Origin of the sequence: Hymenobacter duratus, from assembly GCF_014698995.1 — a bacterium.
Taxonomy (GTDB): domain Bacteria; phylum Bacteroidota; class Bacteroidia; order Cytophagales; family Hymenobacteraceae; genus Hymenobacter; species Hymenobacter duratus.
Genome location: NZ_JACWZZ010000001.1, coordinates 1645826 through 1664635, shown reverse-complemented (window position 1 = coordinate 1664635; position 18810 = coordinate 1645826). Strand labels below are relative to the sequence as shown.

Sequence of the window (18810 nt, the reverse complement as noted above, 5' to 3'; positions counted from 1 at the left end):
CCCCGGCCAAATTGGCCGGGGTTCTTTTTTTATGCTATATCCGTGATACGAAGAACTGTCTGCTCGCCGGCTGCTGCCGGCTTCTGAAGCCAGGATATTATTCGCTCGGCGGCCTGGTCCGGCTCTACCAAATGCCCTTCCTGTTTGAGATTAGCAAAACGCTGCGCATCGCTGAAATCCTCAGGGTTGGCGCTGCGAATATGCTCCTGCATTCCGGTATCCAGCACCCCGGGCGCGAGGCTACGGATTCGGATGCCGCTGCCGCGCAACTCCTGCTCCTTCTGGGCCGTGGCCGAAAGGGCATTAAGAGCGGCTTTAGAGGCGCAATAGGCTGCCCACCCATCAATGGGGCGCTGGGCGGCACCGCTGCTGATGTTGAGGATAGTGCGCGGAATGTCCGACTGGCTACCGTAGGCGCTCAGAAAGGTGTTCATGAGCATGGCGGGCGCAATGACATTCACATCAAAGACGAACTCGAAATGCTCGTTCGGCAGCGCGCCCACATACCCGATTTCGCCCAGCACGCCGGCATTGTTGATGAGCGTGAGGCTGGCAGCATCAGGGCGGGCCGGAAACACTTTGAACAGATTGTTCTGCACCGCCAGCATGTCCGAGAGGTCGAGGGGCTGGTGCTGGTACCGCTCGTGCTCGATGGTGGCATGCCGCGACACGCCTAGGACGCTGGTGCCGGGTTGCCGGAGCAGGCCTTCGGCCAGGGCTTTCCCCAGCCCGCGGCTGGCTCCCGTGATGATGTAGTAATGCATTGCAAAGGCAGTGGATGAAAGAAGGCGTTGAAAGCAAATACGGCCTGAAGCAAAAAGAAGCGGCCTGACGGCCGCTTCTTTTTTGATGGGGTAGCAGAAATCAGACGGCATGGAGTCCTTCTAACAGCTCCGGATGCTCAGAGAATGTACTGGCTCAGGTCCGGGTTGCGGATCATGCTTTTCAGCCGCTCATCTACCAGCTCCCGCGTAATAAGAATCCGGGCGTTGGGCCCAATTAGATCCGGCACATCGAACAGGATGTCGTTCAGCAGGCGGCTCATGACCGTGTGCAGGCGGCGCGCCCCGATGTTTTCTACCTCCGAATTCACCTCAAACGCAATTTCGGCCAGCCGCTCCAAGGCCGCGTCGTCGAAGCTGAGTGCCACGTCCTCGGCTTGCAGCAGGGCCTCGTATTGCTTGGTGAGGGCATTCTTAGGGTCTTTCAGAATGCGGAAAAAGTCGTCCTTGGTGAGGCTCTGTAGTTCCACCCGAATCGGGAAGCGGCCCTGCAACTCCGGAATCAGGTCGGAGGGCTTGGCGACGTGGAAGGCGCCGGCGGCAATGAACAGAATGTGGTCGGTGTTGATGATGCCGTACTTGGTGCTCACGGCAGAGCCTTCCACTATGGGCAGCAGGTCGCGCTGCACGCCTTCCCGGCTCACGTCGGGGCCGCTGCCGCCCTTGCCGCTGCGGCTGGCCACCTTGTCGATTTCGTCGATGAAGATGATGCCGGCGTTTTCGGCGTTGCGAATGGCTTCGTCCTTCACCTCATCCATGTCGATGAGCTTGGCGGCTTCTTCATCAAGCAGAATCTTGCGGGCCTCGGCAATCGTGACTTTGCGCTTGCGCGTCTTCTTGGGCAGCATCGAGCCCAGCATGTCCTGCAGGCCCGCCATGGAGGCTTCATCCATGCCGGGGGCGCCCCCAACAATGCCCATGCTTGGCGCGCCCTGCTGCACTTTTATCTCAATTTTGCGGTCATCTAGCTCACCGCTGCGGATCTTCTCCCGGAACTTGTCGCGCGTGCGCTCATTCAACTCGTAGTCGGAGTCGGGCATGGCACTGCTGTCGATAGTGGTGCTGAAGCCGGCCGTGGGTTTCAGGCCGCCTCCACTCACGGGCGGAATCAGGGCATCCAGAATCAGGTCTTCCACGGCCTGCGCGGCTTGGTTCTTCACTTCCTCCTTGCGGCGCTGCTTCACCTGGTTCACAGACTGCTCCACCAGGTCGCGCACCATGCTTTCCACATCGCGGCCCACGTAGCCTACTTCCGTGAATTTGGAGGCCTCTACTTTCGTGAACGGGGCATCGGCAATGGCGGCGAGGCGGCGGGCAATTTCGGTTTTGCCTACACCCGTCGAGCCAATCATCAGGATGTTGTTGGGCACTATTTCGCGCTGCATATCCAGCGGGGCGTGCAGGCGGCGCCAGCGGTTGCGCAGCGCAATGGCCACGTGACGCTTGGCATCGTGCTGGCCAATGATGTACTTATCGAGTTCGGCCACAATCTGGGCCGGGGTGAGAAACGTTTTGGAATCGAGCATACAGGAGGTGGTGGAGTAGCAGGGTGGTGGAGTGTCGGGGTGGTAGCGGGGTGGGCTGTCATCCTGAGTGTAGCGAAGGACCTTATCCCATCAGAACGAATTGGTTCAACGTGAAAAGGTCCTTCGCTACACTCAGGATGACAGCCCACTCCACCACTCCACCAACCCACCTTACTGTTTTTTTACAAAGAGCGTGTTGAGGTTGCGCGCTACGGTAAAGTAGTTGGCGCTGCCGCTGGCATGGATACCGGCGCGCGTGTAATCGAGCTGAAACTGACTGATGCGCAGCATTACCCCGAAGGAAATACCCGCGCCGCCGGCCGTATTGTCGAGGCGCAGCTCACGGCGCTGCAGATGGTTGTAGCCCAGGCGCACGTTCAGATTCTGACCCAGCAGCAGCTCACCTCCCACCGCAAAATGCCGTGCAATCTTGTCGCCGAGGGTCTTCTTCTTAACAATGGGCACCCCGTTCTCGTCCAGCTGGCCGCGCTGGTTGGGGTCGAGGTACACGATGTCGAGCTGCTGCAGGTGGTGCGCCGTGATAGAGAAGCGCAGCGGCATGTGCTCGGGCTTGATGGTGGCCCCAAGCTGCACGTCCAGCGGCATGGGCTCCCGGCCGGCCCCGGCGTAGGGCTTGAGCTGGTACCCGGCGTTTTTCACGGCCAACCCCACCGTAAAGTCCTGCTCCGGATGCTTGAACAAAGCCCCCACATCGGCCAGCACGCCCACCGAATGGTTGCCGCTGATGCCCGAAACGGCCAGCTTGACCGTACCGCCCAGCGTGAACGGGCCCTGCACGTAGGTGTAGGTAGGGCCGGCCGCGTACTCGTTCACCGAAAACTTACCCAGCAGGTTCTGGGCCGCGTCGTACTGGTCGAACTCGCCGTAGTTGAGGTAAGTCAGGGAGAAACCCAGGCGGTTCTTGGCGTCCTCCTGCTTGGGTTTGAAAGCGTAGGCGGCCGTGCTCTGCTTGATGTCGGCCAGGTAATCGACGAACGTGAGGGCAAGGCGGCCGTCCATTTCGGCGTTCAGCAGCGCGGGGTTGCTGAGCATCATGGTCGGGTCAGAATCGCGGGCCGATACGTTGACGCCCCCCAGCCCGGCCGCTCGTGCACCCGGCGGCAGGTTCAGAAACGAAAACGTCTGCTGGCCGCCAATCTGGGCAACCGCCGATGAGGCCACTCCCAGACTCAGGGCAACGGATAAGGCCGCACTAGCACGGCAGGGTAGCAGTCGAAGCATAGGGGACTAAGATACGGCGTTTGGCAGGTAGTTGCGGGCATAAGACGCCGGGAGCCACATTTTATTGTGCCCCGGCTTTCCCTGCATACACTGCCACCGGTGCCGGTGTCTTCAGGGAAAGCCGGAAGCCTACCGCCACCGGTGCCCATACACTGGAGGAACTCCCGAACCGACCCGCCACCGGTGGCGGCAGGCCATAGGCTCACCCGAACCGGGCTGCCACCGGTGGCGGATGGGCTCGGGCGCTACCTGAGTCGGCTGCCACCGGTGGCAGGCCCTACTGCACTTCCACGCTGGGCACGGGGGCCAGGGGCGCTTCATCACGCACCACCAGCTTCATGGGGTGCGCCACTTTCTCATCGAGCAAGGCTACACGCAGTACGTCATCCACCCGGTCGGCGTAATGAATAGTGAGGTCCTTGATGTATTCCGGCTGGATTTCCTCAATGTCCTTGCGGTTTTTCTGGCACAGAATCACATCCTTAATGCCGGCGCGCTTGGCGGCCAGAATCTTTTCCTTAATTCCGCCCACCGGCAGCACCTTGCCCCGTAGCGTGATTTCGCCGGTCATGGCCAGGTGGCTGCGGATTTTGCGCTGCGTAAACACCGACGCAATGCTGGTGAAGATGGCAATACCGGCGCTGGGGCCGTCTTTAGGCACGGCGCCCTCGGGGAAGTGAATGTGCAGGTCGTACTGGTCGAAGAGGCGGTAGTCGATGTCCAGCTCGTCGGCGCGGCTGCGCAGGTAGCTCAGGGCCGTAATGGCCGATTCTTTCATCACGTCGCCGAGCTGGCCCGACAGCGTGAGCTTGCCCCGGCCCCGGCTCAGCAGGCTTTCGATAAACAGGATGTCGCCGCCCACGCTGGTCCAGGCCAGGCCCGTGACTACGCCGGCTGTTTCATTATCCTGATACTGGTCCCGGTCGAAGATGGCGGCCCCGAGGATGCGCGTAATGTCCTTCGGCTCCAGCGCGGCGGGGTATTCCTCCTTCATAGCCTTGCTCTTGGCAATATTGCGCACCACGCCACCCAGCTTGCGCTCCAGGCTGCGCACGCCACTTTCCCGGGTGTAGTCGTCAATCACGCGCTGCAGGGCGGGCGTGGTGATGGTCACATCCTTGAGGCTGAGGCCGTGGTCGGTGAGCAGTTTGGGCCAGAGGTGCTTTTTGGCAATCTGGGTTTTCTCTTCCAGCGTGTAACCCGTCAGGTCGATGATTTCCATCCGGTCGCGAAGGGCGGGCTGAATGGTGTCCAGCGAGTTGGCTGTGGCAATAAAGAGCACCTTCGAGAGGTCGTACTCCACCTCCAGGTAGTTGTCGGTAAAGGTGGAATTCTGCTCGGGGTCCAGCACTTCCAGCAGCGCCGAGCTGGGGTCGCCGCGGAAGTCGGAGGCCAGCTTGTCGATTTCGTCGAGCACGATGACCGGGTTCGAGGCACCGGCTTTCTTGATCTGAGCAATGATGCGGCCGGGCATGGCGCCCACGTAGGTTTTGCGGTGCCCCCGAATTTCGGCTTCGTCGCGCACACCGCCGAGGCTCATGCGTACGTATTTGCGGCCCAGCGCCTTCGCAATGGAGCGGCCGAGGCTGGTTTTGCCCACGCCGGGAGGCCCATAAAGGCACAGAATAGGGGCTTTCAGGTCCTGCTTCAGCTTGAGCACGGCCAAGTACTCGATGATGCGCTCCTTCACCTTTTCCATCCCGTAATGGTCCTGGTCGAGGATTTTGCGGGTGCGCTTCAGGTTGAAATTGTCCTTCGTGTACTCGGCCCACGGCAGATCCAGCAGAAACTCCACGTAGTTCACGCTGAGCGGATACTCGGCGGCCTGCGGATTTACGCGGCCCAGCTTGTCCAGCTCTTTGGCAAAATGCTTGGCTACCGCCTCCGGCCACTGTTTCTGCTTGGCCCGCTGCCGGAACGTATCAATGTCCTGGTCCGAACTGTCGCCGCCGCCCAGCTCGTCCTGCAGCACCTTGATCTGCTGGCGCAGGAAATAGTCGCGCTGCTGCTGGTCGATGTCGGTATGAACCTTGGTGTGGATTTCGTGCTTGATTTCCAGGTGCTGAATTTCCTTCAGCATCAGCTCCAGCAGCATGGTGCCGCGCTCCACGCCGTCGTTGATTTCGAGCAGCTTCTGCTTCTGCCCTACTTCCACGTTGATGTTGGAGCTGAGGAAATGCGTCAGGAACGACGGCGACTCGATGTTGTCGAGAGCTACCTGGGCTTCCTGCGGAATCTCGGGGTTCAGCTTGAGCATTTTCACTGCCGCATCCTTCAGCGAGGCTACCAGCGCCTTGGTTTCCTTGGAATTCTTGTTGGGAAACACCTCCGGGGCGTAGCTCACGCGGGCCGTGAGGTAGGGTGAGCTTTGCAGCTCCTGCTCAATCTGGAAGCGCGACTGGCCCTGAATGATGATGGTGGTGTTGCCATCGGGCAGCACCAGCAGCTTCAGGATCTTGGCCATCGTGCCCACCTGGTACAGGTCGGCGAGGGTGGGGTCGTCGTGCTGGTTGTTTTTCTGCGCTACTACGCCCACAATCTTGTTGCCGCGGTAGGCCTTGCGCACCAGCCGGATGCTCTTCTTGCGCGTAACCGTGACGGGCAGCACCACGCCCGGAAACAGCACCGTGTTGCGCACCGGCAGTAGCGGCAGCGTTTCGGGCGCATCTTTGGGGTCGAGGGGCTGGTCGGGGTCGGTGGCTACGATGGATACTACTTCGGCAGAGTCGTCGGTCATCAGCAGGAAGGGCGAAGAAAAGGCAGCAGGGATAGAAGGCATATACGGGAAGCAGGGCGAAAAAGCGGAAGTCGGTGCCAGAATGACAGACTTGCGGCCAAGAGCCCGGCCCGCAACCGGGCACACTTCCGAAGATACGTGTTTGACAAGCGCCGTGCCACCTCGCTCACCGGCTGGCTTGGGCCGCCGAAGCCGGCCAGGGCGGCACACGGCCGGCCACTCCGGCAGACTACCGGCCATGCACGGGTATACCTGAAAATTCCTATTTTTGACGTCCCGTGCCGCTCCCGGCCGGCTTCGGTGTTCTATTGCGCTATGCTTTCCTCATTACGTTCGTTGTTGCTGCTGCTGCTGGTGTTGTTGCCGGTGGCGCTTTGGGCCCAGCAGAAGCCCGGCGCGCCCCTTCGCCAACGCAAGCTTACTACCCGCTCGGTGCGCCAGCTGCGCCTGCGCCCCGATGCAACCCCGGAATTTCCGAACATCAACCGCGTAGCCTTCTATCAGAACAAGAAGGAGTTGAAAGCTATTCAGAAGGCCGAAAAACGCAAAAACTGGAACCAGGCCCGGGTGCTGCTGGATGCCTACGTAGGCAAGTTCGGCATCGAGAATTTCTACAAGAACACCCAGATGCTGTGGCGCCTGGCTCAGCTGTGGGAAAAAGCCGGCAACGAAGACCGCGCCAAGGCCTACTACCGCCTCGCCCTTAAGCACCACCGCCAGGACGTCAAGAAAATTCAGCTGTACTATGACTCGCTGGAGCAGAAAACCGCCGACCTCTACGTGCCGCTCAAGGTGTATTACGAGCTGGTGGAGTACCGGAAAAATATAGTGGCTTTCCGGCCGCCCAAAGGCGTGCTGACTACCATGGGCGACGCCATCAACTCGCCGGCCGAGGATTATGGCCCGACGCTAAACCCTGATGCCAGCATGCTGCTGTTCTCGTCGAAGCGCAAAGTGCGCGGCGGCATCAAGCAGGTGGTGGACGAGGACCTGTACGTGTCGCGCAAGGACGGCGACCTGTGGACCGACGCCGAGCCGCTGCCCAAACCCATCAACTCGCCCTACAACGAAGGTTCGGCCTGCTTCACGCGCGACGGCAAAACCATCTATTTCGCCCGCTGCGAGTGCCCGAGCTGCCACGGCAACTGCGACCTGTTCACATCCACGTTCAAGGATGGGCAATGGTCGGTGCCCAAGAGCCTGGGTACGCAGGTCAACTCCTCGGCCTGGGACTCACAACCGACCCTGTCGCGCAACGAAGACACGCTCTACTTCGCTTCCGACCGGCTCGGCGGCTTCGGCTTGTCGGACATCTGGTACACGTACCGCGGCAAAAACGGGCAGTGGGCCAAAGCCGAGAATATGGGGCCGGTGGTAAACACCCGGGAAAGTGAGGTAAGCCCCTTTTTCCACCCGCTCTACAACGTACTGTACTTCTCGTCGCGCGGGCAGCTGCTCAACTACGGCGACTTCGACATCTACAAAACCTACCGCGTGCAGGGCCGCTGGCAGGAAGCCAAGAACATCGGGCCGCTGGTGAATGGCAAAGGCTCAGAATACTATTTCACCATCGATTCGGAGTCGAAGGACCTGTATTATGCGCGCTCTGAGGAAAAGGACATGAAAAACCTGGACCTCTACTCCTTCCCGCTGCCCATGGAAGCCCAGCCCCTGGCCACTACCCACGTCGAGGGCACGCTCGTAGACTCGGTGAGCCAGAAGCCGTTGGGCGGCATTGTCACGATTGTCGATACCGATAATGGTATTGAAGTAGCGGCCAAGTACCTGCGGCCCGACGGCTCATTCGACTTCGATTTGATTGACGGCTCACACTACGTTATGATTATCCAGAGCCCGGACTTTTTCAGCGTGGAAAAGAAGTTTGCGCTGCAGGGCGACACGGTGATGAAGCTGATGACCAACTCCATTGACTACGGCCTGCCGCTGATCTTTCAGAATATCGAATTCGACCAGGACAAGTCCACTATCCGGACCACCATGCACCCCATTCTGGACCGGATTGCGCTGTTCATGGTCGACCACCCGACGTTCCGGCTCAGCATCACGGGCCACACCGATTCCAAGGGCGACCCGGACTTCAACGAGCGGCTTTCGCAGGACCGGGCCGAGGCTATCCGCAAGTACATCGAAATCAAGGGCAAACTTAAACCCAACCGCATCGAGAGTTTTGGCTATGGCTCTACCAAGCCGCTGAAAGAGGAAGTGACACCGGAAGACGCCAAAACCAACCGCCGCGTAGAGTTCCGCCTCATCAAGCCCGATGATGACAAAAAAGACGCTGGCAGCGGCGGCGCCGACTGGAAATAAGCAGCTAGTTGGATGTGGCAACTATGCAACAAGCGCCTGCTACTTATGGTAGCAGGCGCTTGTTGTTTTCAAGTCATTAGGCGCGGCTACCAGCTCAGCTTCTGTGTTTCCTCGCCGTCGCGGAAGAGTTGGCTTTGCTTTTTGCCACCGGCTTCCACATTCACGATGTTCATCTGGTCCGGAAAAACGTCGAGGAGCAATGCGTTGCGCAACGAGAAACCCGTGATGGGCCGCGCCACTTTCAGGGTGCAATAGAGCCAATACGCGTCGCGCTCCTTCTGCATTCCCAGAAACTGCAGCGGCAGTGTTTCGCCGGGCTTGGTGCTGAACGCCAGGGAGCGGCGCAGCAAGGCCGTCGTCAGCTGCGTCACGAGCGGCTTCGGCGACTGGTCGAGGCTGATGGCAGTAGGCTGCCCCACCGACAGCGCCTTTTCAAAGTCATCAGTGAATACCTTCAGCGCTACTTCCAGCTGCTGTTTGGCGGGATTGTAGCACACATCCATGATGCTGGCGTGGTAGGCATGCGCCCAGGCCAGTAGCGAGGCCAGCAGCAGAAAGGAAAGCAGAAGCGTCTTGCGAAACATAAGGCAATGCGTAAGGAAAGCGCCCGGCTGGTACTACAATCGTGCCGCAGGCAGCAGAACGAGGCAGCAGCCCGGCAGACTACTGGTAAGCGAGCATTCCGGCAGAAGATTCCCGGCCGCTGACACTGGCTCCGGTCCGGCTGCCACAAAAGTAGTCTGCTTCTTTACCTTTGCGCCTAGCAGGTGTGCCCACCTGGCCCGGCCACGTTGGGCCGGCCCCGCCACTGCACTGTTTTCCGACACTCCAATTTCGCCTTTATACCTATGGCCTCCGACGCACCTACTTCCATTCCTGCCATGACCATGCACCAGGGCTCCTACCAGGCTGCCGTTGATGCTAAACTGCAGGAATTCAACGCCAAAAACTTCACCGCCGGCTTCTGGCAGAAACAAGCTGACCTTTGGGTGCAGGACGAAGCCGCTCAGCAAAGCCTGCGCAGCTTCATGGGCTGGCTCCGCGTGGCCGAAACCATGCTGCCCCGCGTCTCTGAAATCGAGGAATTCGTGCGGGAGGTGAAAGCCGCCGGCTTCGAGCACGTGGTTGTGATGGGCATGGGTGGCAGCACCATGACGCCGATTGTGTTCAAGCAGGCCTTTGAAAAAGCAGCAGACGGGTTGCCCCTTTCGGTACTGGACACCACCAATCCGGCTACTGTGCGCGAAGTCGAAGACTCGGTGCAACTGGCCGAAACGCTGTTTGTAGTAGCCAGCAAATCGGGCACTACAGCCGAGCCGCTGGCCTTCGGCGACTATTTCTATGCTCGCCTGAAAGAGCTGAAAGGCGAAAAAGCCGGCGAAAACTTCGTGGCCATCACCGACCCCGGCTCCAAGTTCGTGACGCAGGCCACCACCGAAGGCTACCGCCGCATCTTCCTGAATTTTGCCGAGGTGGGCGGCCGTTTCTCGGCCCTTTCCTACTTCGGGCTGGTGCCGGCCGCTCTGTATGGCATTGACATCAAAACGCTGTTGGAGCGCGCCATTGGCATGATGAAGGCCACCGGCTCGGAAGGTACCGTAGCGCGAAACCCCGGCCTGGAGCTGGGCGTGGCCCTGGGTGTGCTGGCCCAGCAGGGCCGCGACAAACTGACGCTGGTAGTACCCGCCGGCCTCAGCGACTTTGGCTTGTGGCTGGAGCAGCTGGTGGCCGAAAGCACCGGCAAGGAAGGCAAAGGTATCCTGCCGCTGGCCGGCGACCCGCTCAACGGCCCGCAGGTGTACGGCGCGGACCGCGTATTCGTGTACGTGGGCTACGAGAACCAGCCTGATGAGGAAAACCGCCGCAAAGTAGCCGCGCTGCAGGCCGCCGGGCACCCCGTCATCACCATTCTGCTGCACGACGCACTTGACCTGGGGCAGGAGTTTTTCCGCTGGGAAGTGGCAACGGCCGTAGCCAGCGCCGTGCTCGAAATCAACCCGTTTGACCAGCCCAACGTGCAGGCGGCCAAAACCGCCACCGACCAGCTGATGAAAGTGGTGGTAGAAAAAGGCGCATTGCCCCAGACCAGCACACCGGTACTGCAGGAAAACGGCCTCGATTATTACACGAGCGTGTCGGGCGCTGATGCCACGGAGGTGTTGCGCAACTTCTTCGGGCAGGCCAAGGCCAATGACTTCCTCTGCATTCAGGCGTATCTGCAGGAAACCCCAGCCGTGAACCAGGAGTTGGATGAGTTGCGCGCCCTGGTGCAGCAGCAGAAGCACATTGCCACTGCCTCCGGCTACGGTCCGCGCTTCCTGCACTCCACGGGCCAGTACCACAAAGGCGGCCCCGATACCGGCCTGTTTCTGCAGCTCACCACCGACCACGCCCAGGACCTGCCGCTGCCTGGCCGCCCCTACACATTCGGCACGTTCCAGAACGCCCAGGCCGCCGGCGACCTGCAGGCCCTCCACGACTACAACCGCCGCACGCTGCGCGTACACCTTGGCCAAACCGGCGAAGAAGCTGGCGTAGCCACGCTGCTGGCAGCCCTGCGGAAAGCACTGGCGTAGCCTCCGGTACAGACAAAAAGCAAAGGGCCTGACGGAATCGTCAGGCCCTTTGCTTTTGCCGGCATTCTATAGGTCAGTATTCTTTCTTGGCCTAGCGCCCAAAGTCGTCCTGCACCCGCACGATATCGTCTTCGTCGGAGGGGTTGGTAGCGTCTGTGTGCTGCCAGATTTCGGCCAGCACGCCCCAACTGTCTAGGCCCACGAGGCGGTGCCGCTCACCCTGCCGCAGCGTAATCAGCTCGCCGGGCTGATAGGTTTTCACCTCCGTCTCTTCATCAGTAGAACTGGTCACTACGCCTACGGGGCCCTGCACTACGCGCCAGATTTCGGCGCGGCGGTGGTGATACTGCCAGGAAAGGCGCTTTTCGGGAGCTACCAGCAGCACTTTGGGACTAAGCTTGCCCGAAATGCGCAGCTCATCTACCGACATATTATCGAAATACGCATCAGCAAAGGCCTGGGCCTGACTTTCGTCAATCACGAAAAAACCGCCCCAGGGGCGCGTCTGGTCCTGCTTGTCAATGTTGAAGCCTTGCTGGCGAAGCTGCTGCTCCGTCTGCTGAAACAGCTGCGCTTTTTGCTCGTCGAGAGTACTCATGGAATAGGAAGAAAGAGGGGATTGTGGACGCAAGTTCCGAAAAAACGAGAAGCCCGGCTGCAACCTGCTCTATGGCGGGCGGCAGCCGGGCTTCGGGACGGCAACTCTAGATACCGATTTTCTTCAGCAGCGGATTGATAATGAGCACGAAAGCCATCAGCGACAGAAGCAGCATCATGCCCACCTTCTGCGCATTCTCCAGGAATTTATCCGAAGGCTTGCGGCCGGCTATCATTTCATAAAGCAGGAAAATAACGTGCCCGCCATCCAGCGCCGGAATAGGCAGCAGATTCATGAAGGCCAGCACCATCGACAGCATCCCGGTCATGGTCCAGAACCAGACCCAGTCCCAGGTGGGACCGTACTGCTGCGCTATTTCCCAAGGGCCGCCTACCGATTTGCGGAAGGAAGCTTCGCCTTTGAAAATCTTGCCGAAAGCGGTAATCTGGTTGGTGATGACGCCAAATGCCTTATTCGTGCCTACCGGAATGGACTGCGCAAACGAATAGTGGCGCACCGACTCGTGCAGCAAGGACTTGGGGAAGAAGCCCAGCTTGCCTTCCTCGTCTACGGTAATGTCCAGTGTTTTCAGCGCGCCGGCGCGCTCTACTACCAGCTTTACCGGTTTGCCCGCCTTGGCCAGCAGATCCTGCTGAAACTCGGGGAAGAACTCTACCTTTTTCTGGTCGAGCTGCACAATCCGGTCGTCGGGCATCAGGCCGCCTTTGTCGGCGGGGCTGCCGGAATTCACCGTTTTCACGGCAAACGGGTTACGGGGCAGCACAAACCGCTGCTGGCCCTGCTCCGAAAGTCGGTCGATGAAGTTGGCCGGCACCGGCACGTCCACGAGCTGGCCCTGGCGCTCTACCGTGTAGAACGAGTTGGAGCCCATCATCACCTCCGGATTATACACCTCGTTGAACTCGGTGAACGGCCGGCCGTTGATTTTCACGATTTTGTCGCCGGTGCGGAAACCCATTTCCTCTCCCAGCTTATTCGGCAGAATGCCGTAGCGCACTTCTGAGGCCGGCAAATAGCTTTCGCCCTGCGTGTAGGTGAGCAGCGTGAAAATGATGATGCCGGTGATGACGTTCATGATGATGCCACCAAGCATCACAATCAGGCGCTGCCAAGCTGGTTTGGCCCGAAACTCGTTGGGTTGCGGCTCAGCGGCGAGGCTGTCGGCGTCCTGAGTTTCGTCGATCATGCCGTGGATGGCCACGTAGCCGCCCAGCGGAAACCAGCCCAGGCCATATTCCGTCTCGCCGATTTTCTTCTTCAGCAGCGCGAAATTGAGGACGTTGGGCAGCGGAAACAGGAAGTCGAAGAAGATGTAAAACTTATCGACCCGGATTTTAAAATATTTGGCGGTTGCAAAGTGTCCGAACTCGTGCAAACCAACCAAAATGGAAAGGCCCAGCAACATTTGCCCGGCCATGATGAGGATTTCCAAAGGGAGGTAATTAGGTGATTAGGTAATGAGAAGCGAATAAGGAGCGGGAAGCAGGCGCTACGGTTGCCTTGCCTGCCGCTCCGGGTTATGCTAAACGCAGCAGCTACAACCGCGCCAGCCGTTCCTGTGCTACCCGACGTGTCTCCTTGTCAGTTAGCACATAGTCGTCGAGCGACGGATTGGCAAGGTACGAAACGCGGCTCAGGCACTCTTCTACCACCTCCGACATTTGCAGAAAACCTACTTCGTCGCGCAGAAAAGCCGCTACGGCTACCTCATTGGCGGCATTCAGAACGCAAGGCGCATTGCCGGACTGGCTCATAGCCTCGAAAGCCAGCGCCAGATTACGGAAGGTGCTCAGGTCGGGCTGTTCGAAGGTGAGTTGCGGATAATCGAGAAAGGAGAAGCGCGGAAAGGTGTTGGACAGTCGTTGCGGATAACCGAGAGCGTACTGAATAGGCAATTTCATATCGGGCAGGCCGAGCTGGGCTTTCAACGAGCCATCCTCAAACTGCACCAGCGAATGAATAATGCTCTGCGGATGCACCACCACGTCAATCTGGTTGTCGCGCAGCCCAAACAGCCACTTGGCTTCAATTACTTCCAGGCCCTTATTCATCAGCGAGGCCGAGTCGATGGTGATTTTGGCGCCCATATCCCAGTTGGGATGCTTGAGCGCCTGCGCCTTCGTCACTTCCGCTAGCTGCGCGCGGCTGCGGCCCCGGAACGGCCCACCAGATGCCGTGAGGACAATTTTCTCAATCGGATTCTGCTCCTCGCCCACCAAGCACTGAAAAATGGCCGAGTGCTCCGAATCGACGGGCAGCAGCCTGACGTTGTGCTGCCGCACCAAATCGGTGATGAGCTGACCGGCCACGACCAGCGTTTCTTTATTGGCCAGGGCAATGTCTTTGCCAGCCCGAATGGCCCGCACCGTGGGCAGCAGCCCGGCGTAGCCCACCATAGCCGTCAGCACGATGTCGGAGTCGGGGCGGCCGGCTACGTCGGCCAGGGCCGCGGCACCGGCCAGCACTTCGGTTTCGGGCTGCCCGGCCAGCGCGGCTTTCACGGTTTCATACTTGGCCTCGTCGCCGATGACCACGGCCGCGGGCCGGAACTCGCGGGCCTGCTGCACCAGCAGCGCCGCATTGGACTGCGCCGACAGCGCCGTGACAGTGAAACGGCCCGGCTGGCTGCGGACAACATCAAGCGCCTGGGTGCCAATGGAACCGGTAGAACCGAGCAGCGTGACGCGTTTGGGGAATTCGGAGGGCATGCAGAATGAAAAGAACCAGGGCGGAAATAACTCGGCGGTGAAGAGCAAAAGTACGGTGAAGTTCGGCTTCCTGCCATGCACAGCCCTATTTCGCGGCGCGGCACTGGCCAGATTGTCCACACGGCTCCAAAACCGCGTACTTTGTGGTTTCAGCAATTCTTTTCTACTGTGTCCAGCCCCGTTCCCGCCGCTTCTTCCGCTGCCTTCGACAAAGCCCGTACTGGTTTGTGGGCCAGCCTGCAGAAGCATCTGCACACCATTTATGCGGCCGAAAAGGAATTCCGCACGGCTACGGCTTTCACCACTACGTTTCCGTTTTCGGCCGCCAGCCTAGAGCCGCAACAGCTGTTTGAGTATCAGCAGCACCGCGCCGTACTGCGCGACCTGTTCGTGGATGAAACCACGCAGCTCGATAGTTTGGTGAAGGCCGTGCGCCTCAAAAACTACGAGGAAGACGAGAAAAAACAGCTGTTGCTGATGATTCTGGGCTACATGGACATTGCGGCCACCGTGTTTGAGCTTCTCGATACGCACCGTCCCAGCAAGCTCGACAAGGACGAAGAGTTAGAGGAAGCCAGTGCCCGTTTCGAGCGGGTCCGCAGTTTTGCCCGCCTCAATATTCGGGGCCTGCCGAACCTACTGCCCCGGCTGTAGCGCCTACTCCACGGTCAGTACGCGGACTTGCTTGCCGTTGAATAGGGCTTCCTCCCCGGCCCGCTTGCCGGCCAGAGCTGCCGCTACCGGTGCCGCCGCCGATACGGCAAAGTAATCCTGCTCTTCCACGGTGAGCTTGCCGGCACTGATTCCGAGGTAGAACACGCCCATGCTGGTATGGACCAGCGCCCCAGGCCGCACTGTGTCGCAGGGCGTTTCGGGATTGATACGCTGCAGCTCGCCTTGTAGCTGCTGTGCCTGCCGCAGTTGCACAGTGTTCCGGTCCCGCTCGTTCTGGGCCATGGCGCGGCCGGTTTCGTATTTGTCGCCGGCGCTGCTCTTGGTTTCGCTGTTCGCCGATTCCTGCGCCGCCTGAATAGCCGCCTGGCAGGCATCAATGCGCTCCTGCACGTAGGCGAGGCAGGCGGCGTGGAGTTGGGGTTTAACTACAGTCATATATGGCTACTCTCGCATCGAATGTACTTTCAACTCTAATACCTTTATTCTAGCTGCATTATCATCTGTTTTAATCAAATTATTCACGAAAGTGGCTAGACCTATAAAAGATGCTGTAACTATACCCATTATCTGTATCCATCTTAATAACTCCGCTTTTCCTTTCTCTTTGCCTTCTTCCAGTAGCTTCTTTTGTAGGTAAGCTTGAGCCCCTTCGGGCGAACATGCAACTATGAACGGTTTTTTATCCCTATTTACATGAACATAGCCTTTACCTTTTAATAAGTAAGCGGCTTGCATTACATCATCTTTTGCAAGGTTAGTTCTGACAGCTATTTGCTCAACATCGGGGAATTGATTCACACTAGGTGAGTTATAAGACTCACCTAAAACCAGATGTTGGTTTCTGTATAGTTTAGGAACAAACATGTATTTAGTGAATTAATTTATACAAGATTAACGGTCAGCAACCCTTCGGCCAGCTTCCGGTCATTGCTCAGACGGGGCACTTTGTTCTGGCCACCGAGCTTGCCCTGGCTCTTCATATAGCGCTGGAAAGCCCCGGCGGATAGCGGTGTAAGCTGCAGCGGCGCCAGAATGTTGCCAGCCAATAGGTCGTCGTAGTAGGTGTTGCGCTGACGCAGGCCAGTATCGAGGGCGGCGGCAAAGGCAGCAAGGTCGTGGGGTGGCTGGGCAAACTCCACGAGCCATTCGTGGCGGGACGGCACGGCCGGGTCGTCGCTGACGCGGGGGGCTACCGTGAATTCGACCACTTCCACTTCGGGGTGCTGGCGCATGGCTTCGCGCAGAGTTTGCTCCACTTCTTCACCGATAACATGCTCGCCAAACGCCGAAAGGAAGTGTTTAATGCGGCCCGTGACCACCACGCGGAACGGATATTTCTGGGTGAAGCGTACCGTGTCGCCGATACTGTAGGCCCACAGCCCCGCGTTGGAAGTAAGCACTAGGGCATACTGCTGATCCAGCTCCACCTCGGCCAAGGTGAGGCGCGGCGGGTTCTCCTCAAAAAACCGTTCCGCCGGAACAAATTCGTAGAAAATGCCGGCGTTGAGCAGTAGCAGCATACCGGGGTTGCCGGGTTCGTCCTGAAACGCCAGAAAGCCTTCGGAAGCCGGAAACAGTTCTACGCTATCCACGGGCCGCCCGATGGTTTCAAACAGCTTCTTGCGGTATGGCTCAAAGTTGACGCCGCCGTACACGAACAGGTCGAACTGCGGAAACACCTCCCCCACCGGCCGGCCGGCGCGGGCCACTATCCGGTCGAAATACATCTGCACCCACGGCGGAATCCCGGAAATCAGCGTCATGGGCTGGTGCAGGGTTTCCTCCACAATCCGGTCCAGCTTGGTTTCCCAGTCTTCGATGATGTTGGTCTGGTAGCTGGGCAGCTGGTTGCGGCGCAGGTAAGCCGGCACGTGGTGGTTGGCAATGCCCGAAAGCCGCCCCGTATGAATTCCGGCTACCGTTTCCAGCTCTGGCGAACCAGACAAAAAAATCAGCTTGCCATCCAGAAAGCGGCTGTTGCCGGTGCGGTGTACGTAGTGAAGTAGCGCGTCGCGGGCGCCGTTGATGTGGTTCGGGATGCTGTCCTGGGTGATGGGAATGTACTTGGCGCCGCTCGTGGTGCCGCTGGTTTTGGCCAGATACAACGGCTTGCCCGGCCATAGCACATCGGCCTCGCCGGCTTTTACGCGGTTGAAATACGGGCTCAGTGCCTCGTAGTCGCGCACCGGAACCAAGCGGGCCAGATCTTGGGCGGTGCGGGCGCCGGCTAGGCTATGGTCGCGGCCAAAGGCAGTGCGGGCACCTTGCTTCAGCAGCTCTTGTAGCACCTGTTGCTGCGTGCCAATGGGGTCATGTTGCCAGCGGGCGTACTGGCGGGCAATGTAAGCGGCCAGCGGCCGGCTCAGAACAGATTTCAGACCCATGCGGTAGGAAGCGGAGTTGTGGGTCGGTAAATGTAGCCGCTATTGGCGTATGCGTCGCTCACAGCAATCCCTACCTCGTCTGTGCGTAACATAGCAAGCTGACTTATGGTATAGCCAGATAACTATTCACCTCACTACTTCACCCATGATCAACCAACGTGGCAATGCCGTTTGGAACGGCGACATCAAAGGCAGCGGCGAAATTTCAACGCAGAGCGGCACCGTGAAAGCGCCTTACTCGGTAGGCGCCCGGTTTGAGGGCCAGAAGGGCACCAACCCCGAAGAACTTATCGGCGCGGCCCACGCCGGCTGCTACACCATGTTCCTGACCAGTATCCTAACGAAGGATGGTAAACAGGTGAAACAGATTCGCACCGAATCGAAAGTGACGCTGGATACCTCGGGAGAAGCACCCAAAGTGGTGAAAATTGCCCTGACGACGGAAGGCGAAGTAGAAGGTGTGTCGCAGGAAGAGTTTCAGCAATACGCTGAGAAAGCTAAGGAAAACTGTCCGATTTCGGTGCTACTAAAGGCGGTACCGGAAATGGAGTTGACTTCGGCTACGCTGAAGTAGCGCATAGTCATTGCTTCATGCCAGCAGCAAAAACCGGCCGCGCCGTGTGCGTTGCCGGTTTTTCGCTTTCTTTGCCTTTTGTTGCGACCATTACTGCCGCTATGCCTGCCAACTCTACCCGCATTCGTCTTCAACCCGCCAATACGTCGCGCATTCCTTTCTGGGGGCAGATTTTCATCGGCACCATCTGGATTGTCTACACCCTAGCCCTGATTTTCACCGACAGCGGCCTGAACGACATGCACTTTCTGCATTACGTGTTCCTGATTTTCAGTGTGGTGTATCTGGGCTACGTACTGGTGCACAACGCGCCGGTTTTCGGGACGCAGAGCTACTTGGAGTTCACGCCGGGCTACATCGTACACAAAGCTGGTCTGTTCCGGCCCAAGCAGGTATTCGCTGCCGAAAGTATCACGCGGCTGGAAATGGCTCCTCGCCAAGTGCGAGTGCACACTAAGGACGACGGCACGTATGCCCTAAGCCTACGCGAAGTGCGCGGCCGCAAGCGCAAGCGCCAACTCATGGAGCAGCTGCGCACCTTCGCTATCAAGTACCAGATTCCGCTGGTTGATGCACAGGCTCCAGCCTAGCCCTCAGCCCAAGCCCAATAAAAAAGCCTTCAACGTAGCGTTGAAGGCTTTTTTATTGGGCTTGCACGA

The 18810-nt window shown here is 58.9% G+C and carries 16 protein-coding genes; 5 read left to right on the top strand and 11 right to left on the bottom strand.

The annotated features are described in order from the left end of the window. Positions 1-29 precede the first annotated feature (29 nt). From IC231_RS06940 to lon, 4 genes are all read right to left on the bottom strand, one after another. Complete coding sequence (locus tag IC231_RS06940) at positions 30-764, bottom strand: SDR family NAD(P)-dependent oxidoreductase (protein ID WP_190783766.1); 735 nt, start codon at positions 762-764, stop codon at positions 30-32. Between the two features lie 137 nt (positions 765-901). Then, positions 902-2308 (bottom strand): ATP-dependent protease ATPase subunit HslU, encoded by a 1407-nt coding sequence (gene hslU, locus IC231_RS06935; RefSeq protein ID WP_190783765.1) that lies wholly within the window; start codon positions 2306-2308, stop codon positions 902-904. A 171-nt stretch (positions 2309-2479) separates the two neighbouring features. Beyond that, the gene (gene porQ / locus IC231_RS06930; RefSeq protein WP_190783764.1) at positions 2480-3550 is read right to left on the bottom strand and encodes a type IX secretion system protein PorQ; all 1071 of its coding nucleotides are present in this window, start codon (positions 3548-3550) and stop codon (positions 2480-2482) included. A 277-nt stretch (positions 3551-3827) separates the two neighbouring features. Beyond that, complete coding sequence (lon, locus tag IC231_RS06925; RefSeq protein ID WP_190784004.1) at positions 3828-6287, bottom strand: endopeptidase La; 2460 nt, start codon at positions 6285-6287, stop codon at positions 3828-3830. 315 nt (positions 6288-6602) lie between these two features. Between lon and IC231_RS06920 the strand changes: the two genes are divergently transcribed. Continuing rightward, positions 6603-8615, top strand: coding sequence for an OmpA family protein (locus tag IC231_RS06920; RefSeq protein ID WP_190783763.1), 2013 nt, complete (start codon positions 6603-6605; stop codon positions 8613-8615). Positions 8616-8701: 86 nt separating this feature from the next. On the opposite strand, the gene IC231_RS06915 is transcribed toward IC231_RS06920, so the two are convergent. Next, the gene (locus IC231_RS06915) at positions 8702-9199 is read right to left on the bottom strand and encodes a DUF6702 family protein (protein WP_190783762.1); all 498 of its coding nucleotides are present in this window, start codon (positions 9197-9199) and stop codon (positions 8702-8704) included. A gap of 264 nt (positions 9200-9463) precedes the next feature. Between IC231_RS06915 and IC231_RS06910 the strand changes: the two genes are divergently transcribed. Then, on the top strand, positions 9464-11191 hold the full coding sequence (locus IC231_RS06910) for a glucose-6-phosphate isomerase (protein ID WP_190783761.1): 1728 nt from the start codon (positions 9464-9466) through the stop codon (positions 11189-11191). Between the two features lie 91 nt (positions 11192-11282). Here IC231_RS06910 and IC231_RS06905 read toward each other — a convergent pair whose 3' ends face one another. The 3 genes from IC231_RS06905 to IC231_RS06895 all read right to left on the bottom strand — a co-directional run bounded on the left by IC231_RS06905 (position 11283) and on the right by IC231_RS06895 (position 14518). Beyond that, positions 11283-11789 (bottom strand): cupin domain-containing protein, encoded by a 507-nt coding sequence (locus IC231_RS06905; protein WP_190783760.1) that lies wholly within the window; start codon positions 11787-11789, stop codon positions 11283-11285. A gap of 106 nt (positions 11790-11895) precedes the next feature. Next, the gene (gene rseP, locus IC231_RS06900; protein ID WP_211538912.1) at positions 11896-13242 is read right to left on the bottom strand and encodes an RIP metalloprotease RseP; all 1347 of its coding nucleotides are present in this window, start codon (positions 13240-13242) and stop codon (positions 11896-11898) included. 103 nt (positions 13243-13345) lie between these two features. After that, positions 13346-14518 (bottom strand): 1-deoxy-D-xylulose-5-phosphate reductoisomerase, encoded by a 1173-nt coding sequence (locus tag IC231_RS06895; protein ID WP_190783759.1) that lies wholly within the window; start codon positions 14516-14518, stop codon positions 13346-13348. Between the two features lie 168 nt (positions 14519-14686). On the opposite strand from IC231_RS06895, the gene IC231_RS06890 reads away from it, so the two are divergent. Then, positions 14687-15172, top strand: a complete 486-nt coding sequence (locus IC231_RS06890) for a hypothetical protein (protein WP_190783758.1) — start codon at positions 14687-14689, stop codon at positions 15170-15172. A gap of 3 nt (positions 15173-15175) precedes the next feature. Here IC231_RS06890 and IC231_RS06885 read toward each other — a convergent pair whose 3' ends face one another. The 3 genes from IC231_RS06885 to IC231_RS06875 are packed head-to-tail and all read right to left on the bottom strand — an operon-like array spanning position 15176 to position 17577. Continuing rightward, entirely contained in the window at positions 15176-15628 is a 453-nt protein-coding gene (locus IC231_RS06885) for a 3-oxoacyl-ACP synthase (protein ID WP_190783757.1), read from the bottom strand. A 6-nt stretch (positions 15629-15634) separates the two neighbouring features. Then, positions 15635-16057, bottom strand: coding sequence for a hypothetical protein (locus IC231_RS06880; RefSeq protein ID WP_190783756.1), 423 nt, complete (start codon positions 16055-16057; stop codon positions 15635-15637). A 17-nt stretch (positions 16058-16074) separates the two neighbouring features. Then, positions 16075-17577: a GH3 auxin-responsive promoter family protein gene (locus IC231_RS06875; protein WP_190783755.1), complete on the bottom strand. Its 1503-nt coding sequence runs from the start codon at positions 17575-17577 to the stop codon at positions 16075-16077. Positions 17578-17722: 145 nt separating this feature from the next. On the opposite strand from IC231_RS06875, the gene IC231_RS06870 reads away from it, so the two are divergent. Continuing rightward, positions 17723-18151, top strand: a complete 429-nt coding sequence (locus tag IC231_RS06870; RefSeq protein WP_211538911.1) for an OsmC family peroxiredoxin — start codon at positions 17723-17725, stop codon at positions 18149-18151. Between the two features lie 101 nt (positions 18152-18252). After that, on the top strand, positions 18253-18741 hold the full coding sequence (locus IC231_RS06865) for a hypothetical protein (protein WP_185889085.1): 489 nt from the start codon (positions 18253-18255) through the stop codon (positions 18739-18741). Positions 18742-18810: the final 69 nt, after the last annotated feature.